Consider the following 23,241-nt stretch of genomic DNA (forward strand, 5'->3'; position numbering starts at 1 on the left):
GCGACGCCCTTGCGCGACTTGGTTATTCGGCAAGGGCGTCGCGGATCGCGAGCACCCCGACATAGACCTCGGCAAAACTCGTACTGAGGGGACTGAGACCCAACCGAATACCGTTCGGCGTACGGAAGTCAGGAATGACACCCTGCTCCCACAACTGTGCCGTTATAGCCTTGAAGTCCGAATGATCGATCGTGATATGTCCACCGCGCCAACGCGAATCCTCCGGGCTGGCGATCTCGACGCCGAGCGGAACCAGCAAGTCGCGAACAAGTTCGAGTGCGAACTCCGTCAATGCGATCGACTTCGCACGAATCGCCTCTATCCCGACTTCGTCGATAAGTCCCAGCATGTCTTGCATCGCAAGCATTCCCAGAATGGGCGGTGTTCCACTGATAACTCTCCGAATACCGTCAGCGGGTACATAGCCTTGTTCCATCTCGAAAGCATCCTTGCGGCCCATCCACCCCCAGATCGGCTGCTCGAATTCACTATGCAAATCGGAACGGACGTAGGCGAAAGCCGGAGACCCGGGTCCACCGTTCAGGTATTTGTAGGTACATCCGACCGCGAGATCTACTCCCCACGAATCTAATTCGATCGGAACGGTTCCCACGGTGTGGCACAGATCGAGAAGCAACATTGCGCCGGCCGAGCGCGAGATGCGCGCGAGATGCGCAGCGTCGAGCAAGAAACCCGACCTGTACGCAACATGGCTGAGCACGACGAGAGCAGTCTTGTTCGATACCACCGCAGCAAGCTTCTCAGCGGTTACACCACTTCGAGCGTCGGACTCGATCCACCGCAGCGTCATGCCGAGTTCGACCGCAATGGACTCGAGCAGATAGCGATCAGTGGGAAAGTTGTCGCGGTCGACAACAATTTCCGTTCTCCCAGGTCGCAGAGCGATTGCGCCCCTGGCCAACTTGTATAAAAGAACTGTGGTGGAGTCGCCGATAGTGGTTTGACCAGCGGCGGCTCCCAGTACCGTCGCACCCAGCGCATTTCCCAGGGTTACCGGTAGTTCGTACCACCCTTCGTCCCAGCCTCGAATCAGGCGACCTCCCCAACTCTGCGTGACGAAGGTCGAAATGCGCTCTGCGCTCGCTTTTGTGGGCCGTCCCAGCGAGTTGCCGTCAAGGTAGGCGCGGATTGTGGGATCGTCCGATCCTACGAACAAATCTCGGTACCCTCTGAGCGTATCGACGGCATCGAGTGCACCGGCCCGTGCCTCGAAGGATGTGGATGTGATCATCGGCCGATCTCCGTTCTGACAGCGAATAATTCGGGGAAGAAGGAAAGTTCGAGCGCCTTCTGCAGAAATCCGACGCCGCTCGATCCTCCGGTGCCGGATTTCATCCCGATTGTGCGCAATACAGTGCGCATGTGTCGGAATCGCCAGAGCTGAAAGTTCTCTTCGAGGTCGACGAACTCTTCGAATGCCTCGTACACCGACCAGTGCTCGGTGTTGTTTTCGTAGACGAACTTGACGAGCGGCATCAAGTCGGCATTGAACGTATACGCCTCACTGACATTTCTCTCCAGTGCCGACTCCGGGACGTCGAACCCACGACGGGCTAGGCACCGCCAGAACGCGTCGTACAAGCTCGGCTCCCCCAGTAGCCCTGAAAGGAGTTCGTGGGCAGTAGGATCGGACTCGAATACAGCCAGCATTCCTGAATTCTTGTTTCCGAGTGCAAACTCCACTGCACGATACTGGTACGACTGAAATCCTGACGAATTGCCGAGGAACTCACGGAACTGTGAATACTCCGTGGGCGTGAGCGTCGCCAGCACTGACCATTGCTCGGTGAGCGTCTTCTGAATGTGCTTGACGCGTGCAACGCATTTAAGTGCGGCACCGATATCGTCGGCGTCGAACGCCCCGCGTGCAGCCAACATTTCGTGCAGGACCAGCTTCAGCCACAGCTCCGTTGTTTGATGCTGGATGATGAAAAGCAACTCGTCGTGATGCTCGGGAGTACTGACCGGATTCTGCGCGCTGAGCAGAGTGTCCAGATCGAGGTAGGACCCGTAACTCATCCGCTTACTGAAATCGGTGACGATGTTCTTTTCGATCGCCCGCATATTCGCTTCGACACTCATGATGTTCCTTGATGTGGAGGGCTGATGCTGAAACCTGTGAAATCACCGTACTGACGCTCATCATATTTCATATTCCGTGCGACCGCCACAGAAACGATATACAGCGACGCGCTGTGCGTTGCGCGTCGCTGTTCGTCGAGTAGTGACACTGGGAAGTCGTCAGCCCGTCACGTCGCGGGCAAGCTGACCAGACCCTTCTTGCATCACGCTGGCCAGCAAGTCTCCTGTGCGCGAATAGATCTTTCCGTGGGCCAGTCCGAGGCCACGTGAGGCTGCAGGCGATTCCTGCACGAGTGCGATCCATTCGTCGACCCGACCGTCGGAGTGCCACCACATCGCATGGTCGAGACTTGCTGTCATTACACCGTCGTCAGCCCACGCGACTCCGTTGTTACGCAAAACTGGTTCGAGAAGTGTGTAGTCACACAGATACGCCAAAGCAGCTCGGTGCAGATCCGGATCGTCGGGCAGTCGGTCATATGCCTTGAGCCACACCACTTGTCGACGGGTCCGCTCACCATTTGCGTTCACGTAGACCGGCGACGGAGAGTGTCGAATGTCGAAGTTCCGATCATTCGCCCAGTAGCTGGCGTCTCGGACCGTTGAATCCCCGAGAACGTCTGCCGCCGTCGGAAGATCCTCGGGCCGTGGAAGATCGGCCGGCATCACATCGTGATGGCTGACGCCTGCCGTAGGTACGTGAAATGACGACTGGCCGTTGAAGACGACCTTGCCGTTCTGCACACCGCTCACGGCACGTGCCGAGAATCCGCGGCCGTCGCGAACACGGTCCACCGACCACACGGTCTCGGCGTGGACGTCTCCTGGCCGAAGGAAGTAACCGTGAAAGGAATGAATCGACCTGTCGGCGTCGACAGTCTTCATACAGGCGGTAACCGCCTGGGAGACAATTTCCCCTCCGTACGCACGTTCGGATGGAATCACCTGGTGTCGACCGGTGAATACGTCTGTACCGCGAGTGTCGAGGGAAAGGGACTTCAGCAGCTCGGCGCTGCTCTGCGCTGCGGTCATCTGTGTGTATACCCTTCCAGTGTTGAATCGTCCACGTCGGGAAGATTGACAACGATGTTGTCCGGAGTTCTTGCCGTGAGCCACACCAATTCCTCGGTGGTGCTCATATTCACCTCGACATGAGGCATCCAGGGCGGCACGAACACGAAGTCGCCCTCGGACATGTCGACATATTCCGAGAAGTCCTTGCCGAAGTAGATACGTGCAATGCCGGTCAGGACGTAGCCGCCAGTTTCGGCTTCGCCGTGATGGTGTGGCAGCGAGCGGTATCCGGGCTCGTTGGTGACCTTGCCGAACCAGATCTTGGTTGCCGGACTGTGTTCGACACTCACTCCGGAAACTCGGACCGCACCGCCGGATTGGCCGGTGTCGGCCGCTTCGTTCCCTTTGCGGGTTACCACCGGAACTGCCCTACCGGTCGCTGTTGTCATGTCATATTCCTTTCTCGCGCTGTTCGCTGTTCGATAGTGTTGTGCAGCATGCCGATTCCCTCGATCGTTGTCTCGACGACGTCTCCCACCTGCAGGAACCGAGGTGGTGATGCGGCAGCACCGACTCCGCTCGGCGTTCCTGTCAAGACCACGTCGCCGGGGCGCAAGGTGGTGAACATGCTGATGTAGGAAAGCAGGTCGGCCGGGTCGAATACCAGGTCGTCGGTCGAACCGCGCTGCTGCATTTCTCCGTTCACCGAGCAGGTGATCGGCGCTCCTGATCGAGGGTCGAATTCGTCCGGGGTCACCAGCATTGGACCGAGCGGTGTGGTGGAATCGAAAGCCTTGCCCTGCAACCACTGTGGAGTTCTGTTTTGCCAGTCACGGGCCGAGATGTCGTTGGCGACTGTGTACCCGGCGATACCGGCGAGCGCCTCGTTACGATTCGCATCACGGAGTGTCGATCCGACAATGACCGCGAGTTCCGCTTCCCAGTCCAGCTTCGACACTGAGGGATGAAGATCGATGCTGTCCTGTGCGCCGACGAGGGTATCGGCGAATTTGGCGAACAAAGTCGGGAATTGCGGTGCCTCGCGGCCCATTTCGGCGATGTGTGCACGGTAATTATGTCCGCAGCAGATAATTTTTCCGGACGAAAGGACCAATGGCGCAAAGCTCACGACGTCTTCACTCAGTTCGCCGACGGGGTTCGCCAGTACCTCGTCCATCCGATCAGAAGCTAACAACTCGCCCACGTCGGTCGTATCCACCAACTCCCAGGAATCGCAGCGCCACACTGCTGCACTGGTGCCACCGTCGTTTGTGCGAATTGTCGAAAATCTCACGGAATCGACGTCCTTTCCTCAGTTGTGACGCAAAAGTATGTCGCTTCAATTACGATCATGAATGTAACAGCATATCTTTGACGTGTCAGCGGATACCACAACGAAAGGACCAGATACGCGTGACTATCGAGCGAATCAATCCATCCACTCTGGGCAAGGCGTCCGGTTTCTCCCATGCGGTGCGAGCGGGCAATGCCGTATACCTGGCGGGACAAACCGCACTGGACCACTCGGGGAAGATCGTCGAGGGTGGCATCGTCGAACAATTTCGGCAGGCTATGACCAACGTGCTGACCGCACTCGATGCTGCAGGCGGGCAGCCCGCCGATCTGGTGGACGTCACCATTTACCTGCTCGACATCCCGGAGTACCAGGCACACGGTCGCGAAATTGGCGCCATCTGGCGCGAATTGGCAGGTACCGAGTATCCCGCCATGGCAGGAATCGGCGTCACCTCACTATGGCAGCGGGAAGCCCTGATCGAAATCCAAGCTGTCGCACACGTATGACATCCGGTGACGATAAACCTGCCGTTCAGCTATGAATGACCGAAAGTGCATGTTCGCGGGCGGGACCGCTCAAACTTCGGTTCAGCTCGGCGAACAGCTCTTCGGCAGTCATGCCGGTCCACCCCTGCGGAAGTAAAGACAGCGGCAACCCCGGATCAAGGTAGGGCAGCCTCCGCCAAGCCGTCAACATCGGTACGTAATGCTCGAACGCGACGGTAGACGAGACTCTGCCCTCGTCCAGTAGAGTCACCACACTACGGTAGCGGCGAACGAAATCGCCGTAGAGTTCGGACAGTTCATCCAGACTCCACCACGCCCTGACTTTTGATCGCAGGTCCCCGAAGGCCACATGCTCGGACCGGAAAATGTCGACATACGACGACAGACCTCGCCTGTCGAGCATGTCGCGTGTTTCACGCTCGATGTTTCCCGGCGCGATCCATACTCCTGGCGCTGCGGTTCCAAATCCCAGTGCCGTCAGCGCAGTCCGCAGCGCGTGCCGCTTCTCCCTCTCCGATTCCGGCACCGAAAACACCACCAACAACCAACCATCGTCCACCGTTGCGCGTCGACGATCGAAGATTCGAGCGTCACCTTCGTTGACGACATTCAGGCTGTGCTGCGACAATGAGTACCCGGCCGAGCCCTCAAATCGACTGCTGATCAACACGTCACGCCTCTTGAGTCGTGATATCGAGGATCGAACAGCGGGGCCTTCGACACCCAGGTCTGCCATCAACTTCACCACTGCTGCGACCGACAACCAGTTGCTTTCCCCGCGTGCATACAAGCCGAAGATCGTGACGATCAGTTGCCGCGGTTGAATCTCCGATGCCGCCGCGACACCACCACTCTCCAGCACCTCGTTGTGACGCTGCCCTGAACGCACTTCCCCACTCGACATACACACACCGTATAGAGCCGCTCCCGCACGGTGCCATGCAACTATCGCGTTAATTATTTATGTCGCCTATCGACTCGGCGTCACAAACTATGCATACTGCTTTTATCGAGCATCACCTTCGAAAGGTCGAACATGCCTCTGTCACCGTCGGCCCACGTCGACACTTACTGCCGGGACAATCTGCCACCGGAACACAGCTGGCCTGAGTTCCGCTTCGAACTCCCATCCCTCCAGTACAGCGAACGCCTCAACTGCGCCACGGCACTTCTCGACGACATGGTCGCGATCGTCGGACCGGGCAAACCGTGCCTGCTGACCGCATCCGAAACATGGACGTACGGTGAACTGCTTAGTCGCGCCAACCAGATTGCCCGCGTACTGGCCGAAGACTACGGGCTCGTACCCGGTCAACGAGTACTCCTCCGAGGTCCCAACAACCCCTGGCTCGTGGCCTGCTGGTTCGCCGTGGTCAAAGCCGGCGGAGTAGTCGTCACTACGATGCCGATGCTCCGAGCACCAGAGGTCGCCAAGATCGTAGAAATTACCAAACCCTCACTCGTGCTGTGCGATCACCGATTCAGCGATGAACTCGTCGATATCGCTGGCACGGCGCACGTCCTGACTTTCGGATCTACTTCACCTACCGACCTTCAGATGGTGAGTGCCTCCAAGTCGGAAGAGTTCACGAACGTCGACACCGCAGCTGACGACGTAGTCCTGCTCGCACCGACATCCGGAACCACCGGAATTCCCAAAGCGACCATGCACTTTCACCGAGACGTACTGGCCAACGCCGACACGTTCTCCCTCCACGTGCTGAAACCGACACCTGACGACATCTTCACCGGTACCCCGCCACTGGCATTCACGTTCGGGCTGGGCGGGCTCGTGATATTTCCACTGCGTGTCGGCGCCGCCACCTTGTTGATCGAAAAAGCCTCTCCCGAAGAGCTTGCCGCGATGGTCCGCAGGCACAACGTCAGTGTGCTGTTCACCGCACCGACTGCATATCGGGCGATCATGTCGGCAGGAGCAGAAGCCGATTTGGCAACCCTCCGCCGCTGCGTATCTGCAGGTGAACACCTTCCTGAAGTGGTGTGGCAACAATTTCACGAGCGCACCGGACTGAAACTGATCGACGGTATCGGCGCTACCGAGATGCTGCACGTTTTCATCGCAGCATCCGATGACGATATCCGCCCCGGGGCAACGGGGAAAGCAGTGCCAGGCTTCGAAGCTCGCGTTCAAGATGCTGCGGGCAATCCGGTTCCAGCCGGCACGGCGGGATTTCTCGCAGTCAAGGGTCCAACCGGTTGCCGCTATCTAGCCGATGATCGACAGAGCGTGTACGTTCGCGACGGCTGGAACATCACGGGAGATACGTTCGTACACGATGCCGACGGATACTTCTGGTATCAGGCTCGCAGTGACGACATGATCGTCAGCTCGGGATACAACATTGCCGCACCCGAGGTCGAGTTCGCGATCGACCAGCATCCGGCCGTTGTCGAATCTGCCGTGATCGGAATCCCGAACGAGGCCCGCGGCATGATCGTGCACGCGGCGATCGTGCTTGCACCAGGGATCATCGGAGACGATGCGTTGAAGGTCGAGATTCAAAACTTCGTGAAGTCGATTGCGGCGCCGTACAAGTACCCGCGCAGCATCACCTTCGAGCAGGCGTTGCCGCGCACAGACAGCGGAAAGATCCAGCGATTCCGGCTGCACGAACACGTCAGGGTTCTTTCATGAACAGTCACAAACCCTCTGCAGCCACAGTGAATTCACGTGTCGAATGGTCCGATACCGACGCAGCCGGCCACTACCATCATTCGACTGTCATCCGCTGGGTCGAAGCTGCCGAGGCTATACTTCTACGCTCGATCAACCACGCAGATCTCTTCGGAGTGATACCACCGGTCGCCTACTCCGCTACGTATCGCGGGCGAGTGTGGTTCGGCGATGTCGTCACCACTACCTTGACCGTCGAACGAATGGGCACAAGTTCGCTCACATATCGATTCGAGGTAATTAGCCAAACCGGTCCAGTAGCCGACGGGACGTTGACGGTAGCGCACACGAGCACGTCCTCGGGGACATCCACTCCCTGGCCGGCAAGCGTGCGAGCCGCGCTCGCCGTGTGAACACGATTCACCGTTGTTCAGTCAACTGTGGTCGAAATATCGAGCAAGTGTGTCATACCAATCATCAAGGAGAAGAATGCGAATCGCAGTAGTGGGTGGCGGACCGGGAGGGTTGTACTTCTCAGCACTGGTCAAACAACTGAACCCGGCACACGACGTCACCGTGTGGGAACGCAATGCCGCCGACGATACCTTTGGCTTTGGCGTCGTCTTCAGTGACGAAACCCTCGGAGCAATAGAAAACGCGGATCCGGTGATCTTCGAACGAATGGCCCGATACTTTGCTCGGTGGGACGACATCGACGTCCACTACCGCGGTACGGTACATACCGCAGGCGGCCAGGGTTTCGCCGCGATGTCACGCAAAGTGCTGCTGGCTATTCTTCAGGAACGAGCAATCGAACTCGGCGTCGACGTGCACTTCTCGACGCCGGCGCCCGATGTCGACGAACTGCGTCGCAGCCACGATCTGGTCCTTGCCGCTGACGGTCTGAACTCCGCCGTACGCACCCGGTACGCAGGCACCTTCCGCCCTTCGCTGGACCGGCGCGAGAGCAAGTACATGTGGCTCGGCACCGACAAGGTCTTCGAAGCATTCAAGTTCTACATCGCCGAGACACCCCACGGAGTGATGCAGATCCACGGATACCCCTACGGAGATGACGGAAGCACCTTCATCGTCGAGATGCACGAAGATGTCTGGAACAGGGCTGGATTCGCGGAGTACGCAGCACAGGACTTCGCACCGGGAGAGAGTGACGAGAAGTCCATCGACATGATCCGCGAGCTGTTTGCCGACGTGCTGGGCGAACATCAGATCTTGTCCAACAATTCGCGGTGGATCAACTTCACCACCGTCCGCAACGAACACTGGCACGACGGAAACGTCGTCATCCTCGGCGACGCCGCGCATACCGCACATTTCTCCATCGGCTCGGGCACCAAACTTGCAATGGAAGACGCACTCGCGCTGGCCGCTTGCCTGCACGAAAACACTTCTGTGGCAAGCGCATTGGATGCATATGAATCAGAACGGAAACCCGTCGTAGTCTCGGTCCAACGTGCTGCCCAGGCCAGCCTCGAATGGTTCGAGAACATCGCACAGTACGTCGACCAGGAGCCACGCCAGTTCGCCTTCAATATTATGACGCGCAGCCGACGAATCACCTACGACAACCTGAAGCTGCGCGACCCAGAGTTCGTCGCTGCCGCCGACGACTGGTTCGCCGGCTCACACGGTTCGACCTGTCCGCCGATGTTTCAGCCGTTCAAACTCGGTGAACTTGAACTCAACAATCGCATCCTGGTCTCATCGATGGACATGTACTCCGCCATCGACGGCGTTCCCGGCGATTTCCACCTCGCCCACCTTGGTTCCAAAGCCATGGGCGGGCCGGCCGTGGTCATGACCGAAATGGTGTGCGTCAGCGAGAACGGTCGCATCACGCCTGGCTGCACAGGCCTGTACACCGACGAACAAGAACGATCATGGACACGTATTGTTGACTTCGTCCACGCCCACTCCGCCGCCAAAATCGGAGTGCAGCTTGGACATTCAGGCCGAAAGGGTTCCACCAAGTTCATGTGGGACGGCATCGATTCGCCCCTGGATGAGGGCAACTGGAACGTGGTGAGTGCCTCACCCATCCCGTACAGCGCTGCCAATCAGACGCCGACAGAACTCGACCACGATCAACTTGACACTATCGAGGCAGCATTCGTCGCAGCAGCAGAATCAGCGGCTCGCGCGGGGTTCGACCTGCTCGAATTGCACTGCGCACACGGCTATTTACTGTCGTCTTTCCTCTCTCCGCTCTCGAACACCCGGACCGACGAATTCGGAGGTTCCGCAGCAAACCGTCTACGCTTCCCACTGCGCATCTTCGACGCCGTACGCAGGGTCTGGCCGGCGGAGCGCCCGATCTCCGTTCGCATCTCCGCAACCGACTGGGCCGACGGCGGCAACGATATCGACGACGCAGTCGCCATCGCGACAGCCTTCGCCGAGCGCGGAGTCGACCTGATCAACGTATCCACCGGTCAGGTCGTCAAAAATGAGACGCCGGAGTACGGACGTAGCTATCAGACACCGTTCGCAGACCGTATACGCAACAAGATCGGAACGAAGTTTGGAACGGCCGTCATCGCAGTCGGTGCGATCTCGTCCCATGACGATGTCAATTCAATCCTACTCGCAGGTCGCGCCGATCTTGTCGCTATCGGACGGAGCCACCTCTACAACCCACAGTGGACACTCCACGCCGCAGCGGAACAAGGTTACGTCGGCCCTGGCGCTGTGTGGCCACCACAGTTCGCGGCGGGCAACCGCAAACCTCCCACAGGGCGTACCGATGGCCCTCCGCCTCGGCTGAGCCTGGTCCGGGACGGCATAGCGGGCACTCGGCATGCCCGGTGGTCACCGCGAATCACCTTGTCGGTGTAATAAGTCATGCAGGATTCACCGCGTCCAGACACGCAACACGATGGTGCCCCCGGAGACTCGTCGACGACTATCAATATCGCCGTCTCTGCCGACGCCATCGGTCATCGCGGAACAATCGAGGAACTGGCAACGAAGTCACTCGAATCGCGCAACCTCACAGGAAGATTCGTTGTCACCGACGATCTTCAGACGACGGCCGCTGCACTGTCCTACGCCGGCGATCTGATCGTGGTTCCCGGCGTAGGACAGCGGTTCGACGCGAGTGTATTCGACGGCGTGGTGCGCGTCGATTTCGGAGAATGCGCGCCTGATCGGTCCCCCGGTGTGCGACACCATATTCGAGGCCGGGGTATCGACGGCATTCACTTTGCTGTCGAAAGCGTCTATCATCATAAGTTTCATCGTGGCATCGACATTTCGTACGGAGACCATCCCGATCAGTGCGCGGTGCTGCGCATCCCGGCTGGCTCCGGTCCGTTTCCCGTAGCCGTGTTGGTGCACGGTGGATACTGGCGGGCTCGATGGCAATACGACCTGATGGATGCCCTGGCCGTCGACTTGACCAGGCGCGGCTACGCCACGTGGAACGTGGAGTACCGCAGGCCGGACGAGCACAATTGGTACGCGATGACATCGGATATTTCCCAGTCGCTGCAGACTCTGCAGTCTGTGTATCAGGAATGGAATCTGGATCTCGATCGCATTGTGACAGTAGGCCATTCTGCCGGTGGGCAGCTTGTGCTACGTCTTGCCGCAGACTCCGGCTCGAATACCGTCCGGCCGGCCCTCACTGTTTCCCTCGCTGGAGTGCTCGATTTGCGAACAGCCGACGAGCGCTGGCTCAGCGAGGGCGCCGTGTCTTCCGCGGTAGGTGGCAGATACGCCGAGCATCCGGCGATATACGACGATTCCTCCCCTATTGCACGCTTGCCGATCGGGTGTGCGCACCTCATCGCGTGCGGCGTATCGGATGACTCGGATCTGCTGGAGATCAGTCGTAGCTTCTCCGACTCGGCCGAAGGAACCACCGATGTAACGACGCACGTCGAAGGCCCCGGAGGGCACTTCGACATCATCGATCCCACATCGGCAATCTGGGCAAGGGTTGCAGCCGAGATCGACTCTCGCTTGCTCTGACTAGCTCGATCCCTTCAGACTGCGAAATGTGCTGCGGTGAAATACGATCGGCTCTTGATCGTGCGAAGCCACACCATCGACTCTCATCAGAGCGATGGTGTGGTCTCCCGCCGGAATCAACTCTTCGATCGACACTTCGAGCCATGCGCTGGCACCGTCTACGAAGATTGGGCCACCGTGTCCGGACGACACGGTCAGATCGGTGAACCTGTTCTCTGCCCGTCCCGCGAGCGCTCTGGCTACCGCTTCGTGAGTTTCGCCTAACACACTGATCCCGAGCGCCCTGCAATTCTTCAACAGCGTCCAAGTCGCCGACGTGTTCTGTACGCAGAACGAGACGAGTGGCGGGTCGAGCGACACCGAGACGAAACTGCTCGCGGCGAAACCCGTGGGAACGCCATCGACATGCGCCGCAACGGCCACAACGCCGGTGGGGAAGGTACCGAACACCGACCGCAAGGTTGCTGTGTCGAAACCACTCTCAAGACCTACATCCATCGTGTCCATCTCTCTACGAATTTACGGTACCGTGGGTCGGCGTCACCCGATGATCTCCCCGCCTGCCATCCACACCGTCTGCCCTGTCAAGGACGCCAAGCCAGGGTCTACCAACGCCTTGACCATTGCGGCGATATCGTCCGGGGTGTCAAGCCTTCCGAGGACGGCCCGCGCAAGCAATCGCTGTGCCTCGGCCGTCAATCGTTCGTCCAAGATCTGCGCCGACTCTTCGATGCGGCCGGGAGCAATCACGTTTGCCGTGATGCCGTGCCTTGCTTCTTCGACTGCCATGTATTTGGTGAGCGTTGTGGCCGCAGACTTGGCCACTGCGAATGCGCCGAAGCCCGACACCGGACGCGCAGTCGAAGCCCCGGAAATGTAAACGATGCGACCCCACCTCTGTGCTCGCATACCGGGCATTGCACGCGAACAGATCAAGTGGTGTGCCCGGAGCCCGTCCAAGTGATGCTCGAATACACTCGAATCAGCCATCGACACAGGCCCCACATCGAGGCCGCTCGGATGCGCAGTGTTCACCACGATCGAGACTGGACCAAGCTTCGACTCTATCGTCGTGTACATCTCGTCTATAGAGCGCGGGTCCGTGAGTTCGCATCGAACAGACACTGAAGTGTGGTTCCGCATCACCAATTCATCTGCAACTGCTCGGTTCCCGCGATACTGCACGGCAACCCGCATACCCGCGTCCTGAAAAACCTCGACAATCCGGCGCCCGAGCAGTCCAGTTGCACCGGCGACGAGTGCGACCGGCGACACGGGTGCATGTGCAGACACGATTAGAAGTCGTGACGAGCGAAGTGCGGGGCTTCAAGTGCCGCTGCCGCGACCCTCGACGCCCACAACTCGACATGCGGTTGCGTGCCGTGCACCGAAGATGCTTCGGCGCTGTCCCATTCTTCGTACAGTCGGAGCACTCCATTACCCGACACATCCCATGAAAGCGTGTAGTCGACACAACCTTTCTCGGACCTGCACTTTTCCTGGAACTCTGTTGCAGCATAAACAAGTTCATCTATCTTGGCGGGATCGATTCGTATCGAACCGGAAACGACAACGGTCATTCGTCAGCCTCTTTCCATCTCATGTATGACACAAAGCAATCCTTGATTTCAAGATATTTCGCGGCGAAGAACCGGAATTGCCTTCTCGCCCAGAAGCGTCATGGCACGGGCAATGTCGGCGCCCATCGGCGGACCGAAAGAAAGGTGCCGAACTCCTGCATTCATCAGCTCACCGCATTGATCGATCACGTCGTCGACGCCCCCGGCGATTCCGAGTTCCAACATCGTCGATGATGTGAGTACGGTCTTGATCGCGTCGGATTTGTTTCCGTCCAGCATCAGTTTCTGCGTGTGGACGAACTCCTCCGGATCAAATCCATGCCTTTCCAAAACCTCTGTCGAGAGCGAACCACTGTACAGGGCAATATGTTCGGCGAGTATCCATCGCGCGCGATCGGCCTCGTCATCGATCGAACACCACAGGCACGCTGCGATGTCCAGTTCTTCACCATTTCGCCCGGCGGCGGTGGCACCTGCCATTATCTGGTCGCGCGCATCGAACACCTGGCGCGGAGGAAGGCACAAGGGCAGCGCCCCATCGGCGTATCGCCCCGTCATGGTCAACATTTTCGGACCCATGGCTCCGATGTAGATCGGAACCTCGACTGGTTGGCGTAGAACTGCCTGATCAGTCCAGTCCTCGAATCCTTTGCCCAATCCTACTGGGCTCTCGCCTCGGGTAAGCGCTTGAACGGCCCGCAGCGCAGTACGCGTTCGAGTGACGGGGGCCGCGGGTGCGATACCCGCCCAGTCGAAGAACACCTGAGATCCTGCACCGAGGCCCAAAAGGAATCGATTGTCCGAGAATGTCTGTAGACCCGAAGAGAATTGAGCGATCTGAACAGGGTGAATGGACACCGGATCAATGACCGCAGATCCGACGCGGATGGAGTCGGTGGCCGAGAGCATGGCAGTGAGCGCAATCAAGCCTGGTTCACCGAAGATGTCGTTTCCGGTCCAGATCTGGTCGAACCCCATCGCCTCTGCATGTACGGCAAGCGCGGCCATCCGGCGAGGGTCTCCACCTGCTCGTACACTGAAGGTTGTGCTACTTCGAGGCTCCATGGTCCGTTCCTCTCGCGTCGTATGAGTGCATGCGCATGATCAGGTTCTCGGGGGGATCAGGACAGGCCACTCGCGGTCCGGAGTCCAGCCACCCGTCGACGTCGTTGCAGCCGATCGGTCCGTTCAATATCGGTAGTGCGGCAGCAATAGCGAAGTAACAGAACTTCTTTCCCGGAGGGAGCGTGACTCCGTCGGTACCAACCTCGAAATAGTCACCTATCTCGAGTCCGCACGCCGAGTAGTTCATTCTCTCGACCGTGCATCTGATTCGCCGTTCAGTCATCGAGTTCTCCGCCACACTTTGTTCGATCTAGCCGATCGAGTCGCATGACCACTCCGTCATCCGGGTCGGGGCAGCAGATCCACGGCTTGCGTTCGAGCCAGTCGTCTTCGGGCAGGTCACTCAGCCGCGAAGACAACACCGGTATGACTGCTGCGATGGCGTAGGCGCAGAACGGCTTATTCTGCGGCATCTCGATCGTGCTACCTACAACGTCGAAGAAGTCCCCCACTGCGAGTGCACACCGAGGGTTGTCGGCACGATCGACCATCACTCGAACGGTTGGTTGCATCAGTGTCCGCCGGCGAACACTTCGGAATCCGCCAGTGTCAAACCGACAGGATCCGCGAGGGCAAGTTCGGCCAAGGTGGTCCATTGATTCCGCTTTGCACCGGCATGGGTCAGCGCAACCGTCGAGTCACGCAACACTCGCTGCATTGGGTCGCCGTCGAAGACGAACGCCGAACCGTAGAGGTCTACGCACGTGTCGATGGTCCGGCGAAGTGTCTCACCCGCTGTCACGTTGCATATGGTCAACCGCATCTCCTCGAGAGGTGTCAACGTGCGCGTAGTGCCGAAAAGGATGTCGTCAGAGCGGCGAGCGATATCCAGCACGCTCGAGTACATCGTGTCGATGTCGGCGGCCACCTGTCCGATTGCGCGTTTGGAAACGAGGTCAATGGCGCCTTTTCCGGACTTACGGCGCACCGCTTGCACAGCGAGATCCAATGCTGCTTGGGCTAATCCGATTGCCACTCCGGTAAGACCGAAGAATGCCAACGTGACATGTTTGTTCAACGGATCAGCAGTCGGGTCTGCGAGGGCTTCGCGATCGAACGACCATTTTTCCGGCACGAATACCGGCTTGTCGATCGAGTACGACGAGCTCCCCGACCCTCGGACCCCAATCGTGTGCCAGTTGTCCGCGTGTTCAATCGCCTCGCGTGGCAGCCACAGTCCGACGACCGCCGGCTTGCCACTCGGCCGCAACACCGGCTCACCGTTGGCAACAACATTCGCGCCCCCGATGATGTGATCGGCCACATAGCTTCCGCTTCCCCAATCCCATTTCCCCGTAACCATGTAGCCTCCGGAGACCTTCTCGGCCACTCCCTTCGGATGAAATGCACCGCTGGTGGGCCGATCTCGATCAGGATAGAGATCGGCATAACCCTCATCGCCGAGCCTTCCCGCGTAGATACCGGTTGCGTTCAGAACACCTACATTCCAAGCACTTCCACCATCCACTCGGGCAATGGCAGACACGACGCGCACTTGATCCTCGAGAGTCATCTCCAACCCTCCGACTCGCGAGGGAAAGGTCATCTGGAACATTCCGGCAGAACGCATCGCCCGCACCGTTCGATCGGTGATCCTGCCACGGCGCTCGGACTCGGCGGCTTCCTCGGCAATCACGTCGATCACACCCGCGACATTGCTTGTCACTGCCTGCGCAGAGCTCGGTTCCGAGATCCGCATATCATCGAGTAGATCACTGTTCATCGTCTTGGTCTCCTTGTTCGTATGCATCGTCGAGCCCGGCGCCGCGTTCACCGCAGCACCGCCGACAGAAAAGCCTGTGTACGTTCATTTTCGGGCCGACCGAGCACCTGCTCGGGAGCGCCTTGTTCCACTATCCGGCCGCGGTCCATGAACACAACCTCGTCGGCGGCCTCGCGTGCGAATCCCATCTCGTGAGTCACCACAACCATCGTCATTCCGGAATCTGCCAGGTCCTTCATCACCGCGAGGACTTCGCCGACCAGTTCGGGATCGAGCGCGCTCGTCGGTTCGTCGAACAACATGACTTTCGGACGCATCGCCATGGCGCGCGCGATCGCCACCCGCTGCTGCTGTCCACCGGATAGTTGCGACGGATACAGTTTCTCCCGGCCCGCAAGCCCAACACGCTCCAACAGTTCGTAAGCGTAAGACTCTGCGTCGCTACGCTTCTCACCCTTGACCTGGATCGGGGCGAACGAAGTATTCTCTACCGCGGTCAAATGTGGGAAGAGATTGAAGTGTTGGAACACCATTCCGATGCCCATCCGCTTGAGCCTCGCTTCGCGCTCGCGAAGTTCGTAGAGCTTTCCGTTGACTTCTCGATATCCGACGAGTTCACCGTCTACGCGGATCTGTCCGGACTGCACTTCCTCGAGATTATTCATACATCGCAGCAATGTGCTCTTCCCTGAACCGGAAGGACCGACGATGCATACCGTCCGACCGGCAGCTATCTCGAGGTCGACGTCGAAAAGCACCTGCACGTCGCCGTAGAACTTGGAGACGTTCCGTATTCCGATCATCGGGTATTCGATGTCGATTACTGGATCCATGTCAACGCTCCGCAATTCTCTTCTCGAGCAGATACTGAACGGCCGACACAACCGCCAGAACTGCGAAGTACCAGATAGCCGCAACCAGCAAGAGTTCGATGGTGCGATAGTTGGATCCCGAAATACTCTGTGCCACAGTCAGAATATCGCCTCCGGCGATCACAGACACAATGGCAGTGGACTTGAGCATTCCGATCAATTCGTTGCCCAGCGGCGGAACGATGATCCTCATCGCCTGCGGGAGAACGATCATCCTGGTGGACTTGAACGGGCTGACACCGAGCGCCTTCGCGGCCTCACGCTGCCCCTTCCCGACACCGAGCATGCCACCTCGGACAACTTCGCCCATGTACGCCGATCCCGCCAGCGACAGGCCGAGAACCGACGCAGTGAACGGCGTGATCAGTTCCGACGACGGCATGTCGACAAAGACGACATCGGTGAAAGGAATGCCGATCACGATCGACTTGACGAACAGACCGAGATTGCCGAGGAAAATGAGCAGGAGAATCAAGGGTACACCGCGAAAGACGAAGACATACGCGGTAGCAACTCCCGAGATTATTCTGCTCGGCGACAATCGCATCACTGCCACGACCACGGCCCCGAACAATGAGATGACCATAGCTAATGCGGTCATTTCCAGTGTTGTGAGCAACCCCTTCAGAATTGATGCGTTGAAGACAAATTCACCCACAACGGACCACTTGATGTTCGGATTCGTCGCAAAACCGTAGACCACCCACAGGGCCAGTGCCCCGACTACGACAGCACCGCCCATTCGACCGTAGTGGCGCACTGGCACGACCTCGTTGGGCACCGGCGGCATACGCCCGGCACTGGGGTCCGTGCTGGACACACTGCCTGCGCCGATGTCAGTACTCATGTCGCTCACCTGACTTGTTCGTGTCGTCATCGTCACCTCACCGCGTCTGCCCGGCAGGTGTGCCGGAATACAGGTTGATCTTCATGCGATCCAACGGCAATGCTGAGACGCCGGCATTCCAGTCGTCGAGAACTTCCTGGTATTTTCCTGACTCGACAAGACTGTGCATTGCTGCGAGCAGTGCTTGCGACAGTTCCGGATTCGACTTCGACACTGCAGCGCCGGTTATGGTTTCGATGTACGGATCCACTTCCTCGGCCGGCAGGATCACCGTCATGAAAGCGCCTGAAGTTTGCTCGACAAAGGCGTTCAACGACGCGCTGCTGTCCATCCAGCCGTCGACCGAACCGGCCCTGAGTGCAACGAGCGCTGCCTGTGCAGAAGGGAACTCGACCGCTTCGATCTTCGGCTTACCCTGCGCAGCACAGGAACTCTCACTGTTTGCAGCGACGGCAGCTTGTTGTTGTCCACCGAGGGGAACGGCGATCCGAGCTCCGCATGCTTCTGCGAGTCTTGTTATTTCCTTCGGATTTCCCGCCGGCAACAGCACGCCGATAGGATCCTGGAACGTCCCGACGATATCGGCGACCGACCTTTCACGCTCTGCGCCGTCACTGATCTGACCCCAGAGCACATCAACATTTCCACTCTGCAGCCCCGGGAGCTGGGCCGGCCACTGAAGGTTCTTCCAGTCCACGTCCACACCGAGGATCTTGCCGACGGCGCTGCCGAGGTCCGGGACGATGCCGATCGGTACGCTGCTGTTCGACGCTTCCACACCGATGTAGGGCGGGGTCTCCCACAACGAACCGATCGAAATCGTCCCCGCATCTCGAATCCGTTGGGGCAGACTGTCGTGCAGTGTCTGATCGAATGCGACGTCCTCTAGCCCAGCCGAATCGGGTTGCGCGGCTTCGGAGGAGCATCCGGTCAATACGAGTCCTGCGGCGAGCGCGATAGACGCGACAAACTGCTTCTGATTCATGGTTTCGCTTTCGAGGAGGAGTGCTGCGTTGGCAGATAGGAGCGTGGCGAACCGGGCTAACCGAGTTCAGGTGCGCCAGTTGGTCCAGCTCCGGCAGTACCGAGGCCGGTAGACGCTATATTTTCGAGGTGTGCACGAAATCCGGACTGTATCCAATGTGGTCGCGTCGAGTGCAACCACCGATTCTCGATGGAATCCGATGGCAGATGACGTTTGTTGACGTACACGCCGATCTCGTTCGACGAACATGAGCCGAGTCCGTGGTCTGTATGCCACAACGCGAAGTCCGGATTCCAGTCGCTCAACGCCAAAGGCGCAACTGCAACCACCTGCGTGAGATCCAGGCCGACCATACACCCAGCGCCGTGAGAGATCGCGACAATTTCGGATATCTCGGACAGATCCGCGCAGACATCAAGTCCGACAGCGAAAATGACGGTCGAGTACTCGTGACCGTACCGGACCAGGAAGTCCGCCAGGTCATCGGAACGCAGAGCATTCTCGCCACACCGCGGATGCACGCGTGCGAGGAATCGCGCAGCGTCGTACCCATGGGATCGCAGAACCGTCCCGGCGGCATCCGTGACAGATTCACGAGATGTCCACTCCACCAGCACGCCTCGTCGTGGAGGCACAGCACAGTAGAACTCACTTATGACTGGAGTCGCATTGGCAACGTCTGTGTCAGTCGCGATCACTTCCCGCGCAGCGCATCCCAATAGCGCCGCCATGGACCGACGAGCAACACGCTGATCGTCGATCCAGCCGGGAGCGGACAAGCACATGGAAGGCGTTGTCACATCGCCTGGCACATCACATCTGTACTGCGCGTCGAGATTGGGACCCATGAACCGAGCCTTTCGTGGACGACTGTTGCGATAGTATGTCACTTCTACGACGTCAGTTAGATTATTGATATATTACGTTGTTGTAACGAGATATAGAGTGATGCAAACCGGCTCACTTACGACGGCGCCCAACTCCGAACCCATTGCGCGGTATGGTCTTAGGAAGATCCCAATGCACAACACGTGCAACAAACAACCTTCTCGGGTTCGAACCGACAAGCGGAGAATCTCTCAGGAGGTAAATGTGACAGATCAGGAAACACTGGATCCGATCGACAATCGGGTGGCCGTACCGAGTGCCATACTCGACGACTTCGAATCACGGCCCGGCACTGTCACATCACTGTCCAGGACAGTGCTCGGCGCCTTTGTTCTGCAACAAGGCGGCTGGATCTCGATCTCGAATTTCACGGAAATCATGTCAACGCTGGGCATCTCTTCGCAATCGACGAGGACAGCGGTGAATCGACTCAAGACTAAAGGCATCCTGCGCTCTGAGAACAACAACGGTCGAGCCGGTTATCGTCTTACAGACGAAGCAGAGGACATGCTCGTGCGTGGGTTCTCGCGAGTGTTCAACTTCCGGCAGATGCAATCTGACGAGCCATGGCGAATCATCTCGTTCAGCATCCCCGAACCCGAACGCGCATCACGGCATAGACTTCGCCGGCGATTGACCGCGATCGGGTGCGGTACCGTCACCGCCGGGCTCTTGATTTGTCCCGACTATCACACTGCCGAGGTCGATGCCATTGTAAGTGCTTTGAATCTCGACATGTACGTCACGACATTTGCGGCAACCGATATCTCCGCACCGACAGACCTGATTACTACCGCCGCTCAATGGTGGGACCTTGAAGACATCCGCTCCCGCCATCTCGAGTTCATCAAAAACCAAGCCACTCAACTCGAGCACGATGCGAACGTCTCGGCAGAGACCTTCGCTCGCTTTGTCTTCCTGCTCGACGAATGGCGCGTGATCCCCCTTCTCGACCCAGGACTACCTGCCTCACTCCTACCCAACGAGTGGCCAGGAAGGACCAGCCTCCGAATTTTCGACGACGCCACCCAAAGACTCTTTACCCCGGCACGGGAATGGCTCAAAAAGACTGTCGAGCACTGAACGGAGCCACGCTGGCGGTGTACACGCCTGCGATCAGCGCACCTGTACCGAATTTCAGAGGGCACACCGCGGTGCGGCCTCCTTTACAGACTAGCGGCAATAGCCGCGCCGCCAGCATGGGGCGTTGTCTCGGATCCACACCCGAATGTCCCCCGGGATCAGGACGGCGGGTAGAAGCCACCAGATCAGCGGAAAGTCCATCGCACGTTCACCTTTCTCAGTTCTCAGTTCTCAGTTCTCAGTTGCGTGACCTAGCGCAGCACCTGACCGACTCGCATGAGATAACGAGGCCCACACGGATCGGCACCGCGCCCTGACCGAGGTAAAAGCGGTACACGGCCACACCATGCTCGGGGCGTCCGGCGTCCGAGTCTTTGCCACAGAGAAGGTAGATCCGCTGCCGGTCGTCTTCGTCGAACTCGGCGAACATTGCTCGTGCCCATGCTTCCGGCTCCGTCAGTCCCACGTGCCGGCGAGCGCCTGACCCGCTGTCGCTGCTTGTCACGGTCACCGTGACGGCGGTCCCGGAAGCGGCCGGGTCCCATCGTCGAGGCGGGGCGTCGAATCGCCGTGAGGTGATCACGGCAGTGAGGGTGACGTTCTCGGTCGCGAGCGCTTCGGCCACCACGGTGCTCGAGGTGTCGACGCCGCTGCCGGTGGTGAACGAGGGAAGTTCGAGGTGGTGCGCTTCGCGGATGCGGGCAGCCAGGAGAGCGCGGTCAGTCAGCATCCGGCCGAATGTACTGGTGTGTCGAGGGGAGCGTTTTCTCGTCCCTGACTCAAACATCTGGCTGTGCACGCCAGCCAACCACCGCTGACTGACATCAGCGTGTTTTGCCGAGCCATGAGCGGACCGTCATCCGATCCACTCCTACTTCCCGGGCGGTCGTCGCTTCCGCGCCGCCGTCCTCGATCGCCATCACGGCGAACTGCTGCGCTGCGGCCAGTGCTTCCATTGCCTCAACACGGGCGCGATTGAGTCGCTCGCGCACCTCGGCGGCGGTTGTCTCCCGCAGCACGTATTGCACGGCAGTCGAGAGCGCCGCATCGCGCTCCGGTTGGTCGTCCGGGTCCGGGTAGCGTTCGTCGATCGACTCTGCCGCGCGCACGAGACGTGCCTGTTTCGTTGCGTCCAACTCTGCCCAGGCGTCGCCTGCCCAGTCTCGAAGATCCATCTTCATACCTCCAGTGCGGCGCAAACGGTGCCCGAGCAGTAGGACTGGCCTCGTCAACTTAACCGGGCCGTCAGTCAGGGATGATTGTCGGATGAGTCGTGGAGACGAAACGCGGGTGGATTCGACGCGGTCGCCGTATAAACGGCACCGCTATCCCGCGGAGATCATCGCGCACTGTGTGTGGCTGTACTATCGGTTCACGTTGAGCTTGCGCGACGTCGAGGAGTTGATGCTCGCCCGCGGCATCGTCGTCTCGCACGAGACGATTCGCACGTGGTGCGCGAAGTTCGGACCCGAATATGCACGTGGCCTGCGCCGACGCGCTCCCGAACCCGGCGACACATGGTTTTTGGACGAGGTGTTCGTCAAGATCGGTGGCATCCGACACTACCTGTGGCGGGCGGTCGATCAGGACGGCACTGTCCTCGATGTTCTGGTCCAGTCCCGACGCAACGCGAAGGCGGCGAAACGCTTCTTCGGCAAGCTGATGCGCAAGCATACCCGGGTTCCGAGGGTGCTGGTGACCGACAAGCTCGCCAGTTACGTTGTGGCGCATCGAGAGTTGATGCCATCGGTCGAACATCGGCGCTCGAAGTATCTCAACAACCGGGCCGAAAGCTCGCACCAGCCCACCAGGCAGCGTGAACGGGCGATGAAGTTCTTCCGCTTACCAGGTGCGGCACAACGGTTCCTGGCGGCGTTCAGTGCGATCTCGCCGCACTTCCGGCCAGGCCGACACAAGCTCACCGCGAGCGATTACCGCTCCGAAATGACCGACCGATTCACCACCTGGTACGACGTGACCGGCGTACCAGCCGCCGTCTGAACCCGGCGTCCCACCAACATGATCCGCGCAAGTGCGGCCGAATGCTGTTGATTCCCAGTTGCGTTCAGTTAAGTTGACAGAGCCCACGGCACGATCATGTTGCTGCTCTATGCCACTCCGATCGTCTTCGGCTTCGCGAACTACATACTTCCCCTGCAGATCGGCGCACCGGATGTGGCGTTCCCGCGACTGAACGCACTCAGCTACTGGCTGTACCTGTTCGGTGCGCTCGTCACCGTATCCGGATTCCTCACCCCCGGAGGTGCCGCCGACTTCGGATGGACGGGGTATTCCCCGCTGACCAGTGCCCTGCATTCACCAGGTGTCGGTGGGGATCTGTGGATCATGGGCCTCGCACTGGCCGGCGTCGGGACCATCTTGGGTGGGGTCAACATGATCACCACCGTGATCTGTCTGCGTGCACCCGGGATGACGATGTTTCGGATGCCCATCTTCACGTGGAATGTCTTCATCACCATGATTTTGGTGTTGTTGGCTTTTCCTATTCTCACGGCAGCGCTGATGGGACTGCTCGTGGACCGACACTTGGGGGCTCTTCCCAGATGAGGGTGTAGGTCGGCCGGGCGGG

General features: G+C 59.0%; 26 protein-coding genes and 1 pseudogene. 8 read left to right on the forward strand and 19 right to left on the reverse strand.

Translation table 11 applies throughout. The features are described 5' to 3' along the window. Positions 1–22: 22 nt before the first annotated feature. The 5 genes from YH3_RS33655 to YH3_RS33675 all read right to left on the reverse strand — a co-directional run bounded on the left by YH3_RS33655 (position 23) and on the right by YH3_RS33675 (position 4,411). Complete coding sequence (locus YH3_RS33655) at positions 23–1,252, reverse strand: kynureninase (RefSeq protein WP_064445047.1); 1,230 nt, start codon at positions 1,250–1,252, stop codon at positions 23–25. After that, a complete protein-coding gene (locus YH3_RS33660; protein ID WP_064445048.1) occupies positions 1,249–2,103 on the reverse strand; it encodes a tryptophan 2,3-dioxygenase in 855 nt (284 codons plus the stop codon). Before YH3_RS33660 ends, YH3_RS33655 begins: the two co-directional genes overlap by 4 nt. 159 nt (positions 2,104–2,262) lie before the next feature. Next, the gene (locus tag YH3_RS33665; RefSeq protein ID WP_082920782.1) at positions 2,263–3,135 is read right to left on the reverse strand and encodes an acyl-CoA thioesterase II; all 873 of its coding nucleotides are present in this window, start codon (positions 3,133–3,135) and stop codon (positions 2,263–2,265) included. Beyond that, complete coding sequence (locus YH3_RS33670; RefSeq protein ID WP_064445049.1) at positions 3,132–3,566, reverse strand: cupin domain-containing protein; 435 nt, start codon at positions 3,564–3,566, stop codon at positions 3,132–3,134. The genes YH3_RS33665 and YH3_RS33670 overlap by 4 nt, the downstream gene beginning before the upstream one ends. After that, positions 3,563–4,411, reverse strand: a complete 849-nt coding sequence (locus YH3_RS33675; protein WP_064445050.1) for a fumarylacetoacetate hydrolase family protein — start codon at positions 4,409–4,411, stop codon at positions 3,563–3,565. Before YH3_RS33675 ends, YH3_RS33670 begins: the two co-directional genes overlap by 4 nt. Positions 4,412–4,530: 119 nt before the next feature. On the opposite strand from YH3_RS33675, the gene YH3_RS33680 reads away from it, so the two are divergent. Beyond that, positions 4,531–4,920, forward strand: a complete 390-nt coding sequence (locus YH3_RS33680) for a RidA family protein (RefSeq protein ID WP_064445051.1) — start codon at positions 4,531–4,533, stop codon at positions 4,918–4,920. Positions 4,921–4,945: 25 nt separating this feature from the next. Here YH3_RS33680 and YH3_RS33685 read toward each other — a convergent pair whose 3' ends face one another. Further along, the gene (locus YH3_RS33685; RefSeq protein WP_082920783.1) at positions 4,946–5,824 is read right to left on the reverse strand and encodes a PaaX family transcriptional regulator C-terminal domain-containing protein; all 879 of its coding nucleotides are present in this window, start codon (positions 5,822–5,824) and stop codon (positions 4,946–4,948) included. A gap of 132 nt (positions 5,825–5,956) precedes the next feature. Between YH3_RS33685 and YH3_RS33690 the strand changes: the two genes are divergently transcribed. The 4 genes from YH3_RS33690 (at position 5,957) to YH3_RS33705 (ending at position 11,548) form a co-directional block, all read left to right on the forward strand. Continuing rightward, a complete protein-coding gene (locus YH3_RS33690) occupies positions 5,957–7,576 on the forward strand; it encodes an AMP-binding protein (RefSeq protein ID WP_064445053.1) in 1,620 nt (539 codons plus the stop codon). Beyond that, positions 7,573–7,968, forward strand: a complete 396-nt coding sequence (locus tag YH3_RS33695) for a thioesterase family protein (protein WP_064445054.1) — start codon at positions 7,573–7,575, stop codon at positions 7,966–7,968. The genes YH3_RS33690 and YH3_RS33695 overlap by 4 nt, the downstream gene beginning before the upstream one ends. A gap of 76 nt (positions 7,969–8,044) precedes the next feature. Beyond that, positions 8,045–10,411 (forward strand): bifunctional salicylyl-CoA 5-hydroxylase/oxidoreductase, encoded by a 2,367-nt coding sequence (locus YH3_RS33700; protein WP_064445055.1) that lies wholly within the window; start codon positions 8,045–8,047, stop codon positions 10,409–10,411. A 6-nt stretch (positions 10,412–10,417) separates the two neighbouring features. Continuing rightward, complete coding sequence (locus tag YH3_RS33705; protein ID WP_082920784.1) at positions 10,418–11,548, forward strand: alpha/beta hydrolase; 1,131 nt, start codon at positions 10,418–10,420, stop codon at positions 11,546–11,548. Here the strand turns inward: YH3_RS33705 and YH3_RS33710 are convergent, their stop codons facing one another. Genes YH3_RS33710 through YH3_RS33760 form a run of 11 tightly spaced genes read right to left on the reverse strand, consistent with a single transcriptional unit; the run spans position 11,549 to position 19,291 of the window. Then, on the reverse strand, positions 11,549–12,055 hold the full coding sequence (locus tag YH3_RS33710) for a flavin reductase family protein (RefSeq protein WP_064445056.1): 507 nt from the start codon (positions 12,053–12,055) through the stop codon (positions 11,549–11,551). A gap of 33 nt (positions 12,056–12,088) precedes the next feature. Further along, a complete protein-coding gene (locus YH3_RS33715; RefSeq protein ID WP_064445057.1) occupies positions 12,089–12,841 on the reverse strand; it encodes an SDR family oxidoreductase in 753 nt (250 codons plus the stop codon). A 2-nt stretch (positions 12,842–12,843) separates the two neighbouring features. After that, the gene (locus YH3_RS37460; protein ID WP_064445058.1) at positions 12,844–13,128 is read right to left on the reverse strand and encodes a putative quinol monooxygenase; all 285 of its coding nucleotides are present in this window, start codon (positions 13,126–13,128) and stop codon (positions 12,844–12,846) included. Between the two features lie 48 nt (positions 13,129–13,176). Continuing rightward, positions 13,177–14,193, reverse strand: coding sequence for an LLM class flavin-dependent oxidoreductase (locus YH3_RS33725; RefSeq protein ID WP_082920786.1), 1,017 nt, complete (start codon positions 14,191–14,193; stop codon positions 13,177–13,179). Then, entirely contained in the window at positions 14,177–14,476 is a 300-nt protein-coding gene (locus YH3_RS33730; RefSeq protein WP_064445060.1) for a TIGR04076 family protein, read from the reverse strand. Before YH3_RS33730 ends, YH3_RS33725 begins: the two co-directional genes overlap by 17 nt. Continuing rightward, the gene (locus YH3_RS33735) at positions 14,469–14,744 is read right to left on the reverse strand and encodes a TIGR04076 family protein (protein ID WP_202970111.1); all 276 of its coding nucleotides are present in this window, start codon (positions 14,742–14,744) and stop codon (positions 14,469–14,471) included. Before YH3_RS33735 ends, YH3_RS33730 begins: the two co-directional genes overlap by 8 nt. Before the next feature lie 20 nt (positions 14,745–14,764). Then, positions 14,765–15,976 carry an acyl-CoA dehydrogenase family protein gene (locus YH3_RS33740; protein ID WP_082920790.1) on the reverse strand — a complete coding sequence of 404 codons (1,212 nt, stop codon included), beginning with the start codon at positions 15,974–15,976 and terminating at the stop codon, positions 14,765–14,767. A 47-nt stretch (positions 15,977–16,023) separates the two neighbouring features. Continuing rightward, positions 16,024–16,809 carry an amino acid ABC transporter ATP-binding protein gene (locus YH3_RS33745; RefSeq protein WP_274522712.1) on the reverse strand — a complete coding sequence of 262 codons (786 nt, stop codon included), beginning with the start codon at positions 16,807–16,809 and terminating at the stop codon, positions 16,024–16,026. Between the two features lies 1 nt (position 16,810). Then, a complete protein-coding gene (locus YH3_RS33750; RefSeq protein WP_164490690.1) occupies positions 16,811–17,695 on the reverse strand; it encodes an amino acid ABC transporter permease in 885 nt (294 codons plus the stop codon). A 37-nt stretch (positions 17,696–17,732) separates the two neighbouring features. After that, positions 17,733–18,680 carry a transporter substrate-binding domain-containing protein gene (locus tag YH3_RS33755; protein WP_064445063.1) on the reverse strand — a complete coding sequence of 316 codons (948 nt, stop codon included), beginning with the start codon at positions 18,678–18,680 and terminating at the stop codon, positions 17,733–17,735. A 56-nt stretch (positions 18,681–18,736) separates the two neighbouring features. Beyond that, positions 18,737–19,291: a hypothetical protein gene (locus YH3_RS33760; protein WP_154100408.1), complete on the reverse strand. Its 555-nt coding sequence runs from the start codon at positions 19,289–19,291 to the stop codon at positions 18,737–18,739. 520 nt (positions 19,292–19,811) lie between these two features. On the opposite strand from YH3_RS33760, the gene YH3_RS33765 reads away from it, so the two are divergent. Then, the gene (locus YH3_RS33765) at positions 19,812–20,651 is read left to right on the forward strand and encodes a PaaX family transcriptional regulator C-terminal domain-containing protein (RefSeq protein WP_274522714.1); all 840 of its coding nucleotides are present in this window, start codon (positions 19,812–19,814) and stop codon (positions 20,649–20,651) included. Between the two features lie 238 nt (positions 20,652–20,889). Here YH3_RS33765 and YH3_RS33770 read toward each other — a convergent pair whose 3' ends face one another. Both YH3_RS33770 and YH3_RS33775 read right to left on the reverse strand, forming a co-directional pair. Further along, on the reverse strand, positions 20,890–21,381 hold the full coding sequence (locus YH3_RS33770; RefSeq protein ID WP_064445065.1) for a hypothetical protein: 492 nt from the start codon (positions 21,379–21,381) through the stop codon (positions 20,890–20,892). A gap of 94 nt (positions 21,382–21,475) precedes the next feature. After that, complete coding sequence (locus YH3_RS33775; RefSeq protein WP_125053595.1) at positions 21,476–21,826, reverse strand: hypothetical protein; 351 nt, start codon at positions 21,824–21,826, stop codon at positions 21,476–21,478. Between the two features lie 91 nt (positions 21,827–21,917). On the opposite strand from YH3_RS33775, the gene YH3_RS33780 reads away from it, so the two are divergent. Together YH3_RS33780 and YH3_RS33785 are read left to right on the forward strand one after the other, a co-directional pair. Further along, positions 21,918–22,652, forward strand: a complete 735-nt coding sequence (locus YH3_RS33780; RefSeq protein WP_100199333.1) for an IS6 family transposase — start codon at positions 21,918–21,920, stop codon at positions 22,650–22,652. Between the two features lie 84 nt (positions 22,653–22,736). Then, positions 22,737–23,207, forward strand: a pseudogene (locus YH3_RS33785) (cbb3-type cytochrome c oxidase subunit I); the annotation flags it as partial. Positions 23,208–23,241 lie beyond the last annotated feature (34 nt).

It is taken from the genome of Rhodococcus sp. YH3-3, assembly GCF_001653035.1.
GTDB lineage: Bacteria > Actinomycetota > Actinomycetes > Mycobacteriales > Mycobacteriaceae > Rhodococcus_F > Rhodococcus_F qingshengii.

Bases quoted from the DNA above. Each gene is read 5' to 3' on its own strand.
- YH3_RS33735 (WP_202970111.1), bottom strand. From the start codon at position 14,744: ATGGTCGATCGTGCCGACAACCCTCGGTGTGCACTCGCAGTGGGGGAC.
- YH3_RS33780 (WP_100199333.1), top strand. From the start codon at position 21,918: ATGAGTCGTGGAGACGAAACGCGGGTGGATTCGACGCGGTCGCCGTAT.
- YH3_RS33755 (WP_064445063.1), bottom strand. From the start codon at position 18,680: ATGAATCAGAAGCAGTTTGTCGCGTCTATCGCGCTCGCCGCAGGACTC.
- YH3_RS33770 (WP_064445065.1), bottom strand. From the start codon at position 21,381: ATGCTGACTGACCGCGCTCTCCTGGCTGCCCGCATCCGCGAAGCGCAC.
- YH3_RS33655 (WP_064445047.1), bottom strand. From the start codon at position 1,252: ATGATCACATCCACATCCTTCGAGGCACGGGCCGGTGCACTCGATGCC.
- YH3_RS33700 (WP_064445055.1), top strand. From the start codon at position 8,045: ATGCGAATCGCAGTAGTGGGTGGCGGACCGGGAGGGTTGTACTTCTCA.
- YH3_RS33740 (WP_082920790.1), bottom strand. From the start codon at position 15,976: ATGAACAGTGATCTACTCGATGATATGCGGATCTCGGAACCGAGCTCT.
- YH3_RS33695 (WP_064445054.1), top strand. From the start codon at position 7,573: ATGAACAGTCACAAACCCTCTGCAGCCACAGTGAATTCACGTGTCGAA.
- YH3_RS33705 (WP_082920784.1), top strand. From the start codon at position 10,418: ATGCAGGATTCACCGCGTCCAGACACGCAACACGATGGTGCCCCCGGA.
- YH3_RS33725 (WP_082920786.1), bottom strand. From the start codon at position 14,193: ATGGAGCCTCGAAGTAGCACAACCTTCAGTGTACGAGCAGGTGGAGAC.
- YH3_RS33685 (WP_082920783.1), bottom strand. From the start codon at position 5,824: ATGTCGAGTGGGGAAGTGCGTTCAGGGCAGCGTCACAACGAGGTGCTG.
- YH3_RS33745 (WP_274522712.1), bottom strand. From the start codon at position 16,809: ATGGATCCAGTAATCGACATCGAATACCCGATGATCGGAATACGGAAC.
- YH3_RS33670 (WP_064445049.1), bottom strand. From the start codon at position 3,566: ATGACAACAGCGACCGGTAGGGCAGTTCCGGTGGTAACCCGCAAAGGG.
- YH3_RS33710 (WP_064445056.1), bottom strand. From the start codon at position 12,055: ATGGACACGATGGATGTAGGTCTTGAGAGTGGTTTCGACACAGCAACC.
- YH3_RS33660 (WP_064445048.1), bottom strand. From the start codon at position 2,103: ATGAGTGTCGAAGCGAATATGCGGGCGATCGAAAAGAACATCGTCACC.
- YH3_RS33690 (WP_064445053.1), top strand. From the start codon at position 5,957: ATGCCTCTGTCACCGTCGGCCCACGTCGACACTTACTGCCGGGACAAT.
- YH3_RS33775 (WP_125053595.1), bottom strand. From the start codon at position 21,826: ATGGATCTTCGAGACTGGGCAGGCGACGCCTGGGCAGAGTTGGACGCA.
- YH3_RS33730 (WP_064445060.1), bottom strand. From the start codon at position 14,476: ATGACTGAACGGCGAATCAGATGCACGGTCGAGAGAATGAACTACTCG.
- YH3_RS37460 (WP_064445058.1), bottom strand. From the start codon at position 13,128: ATGACCGTTGTCGTTTCCGGTTCGATACGAATCGATCCCGCCAAGATA.
- YH3_RS33750 (WP_164490690.1), bottom strand. From the start codon at position 17,695: ATGAGTACTGACATCGGCGCAGGCAGTGTGTCCAGCACGGACCCCAGT.
- YH3_RS33665 (WP_082920782.1), bottom strand. From the start codon at position 3,135: ATGACCGCAGCGCAGAGCAGCGCCGAGCTGCTGAAGTCCCTTTCCCTC.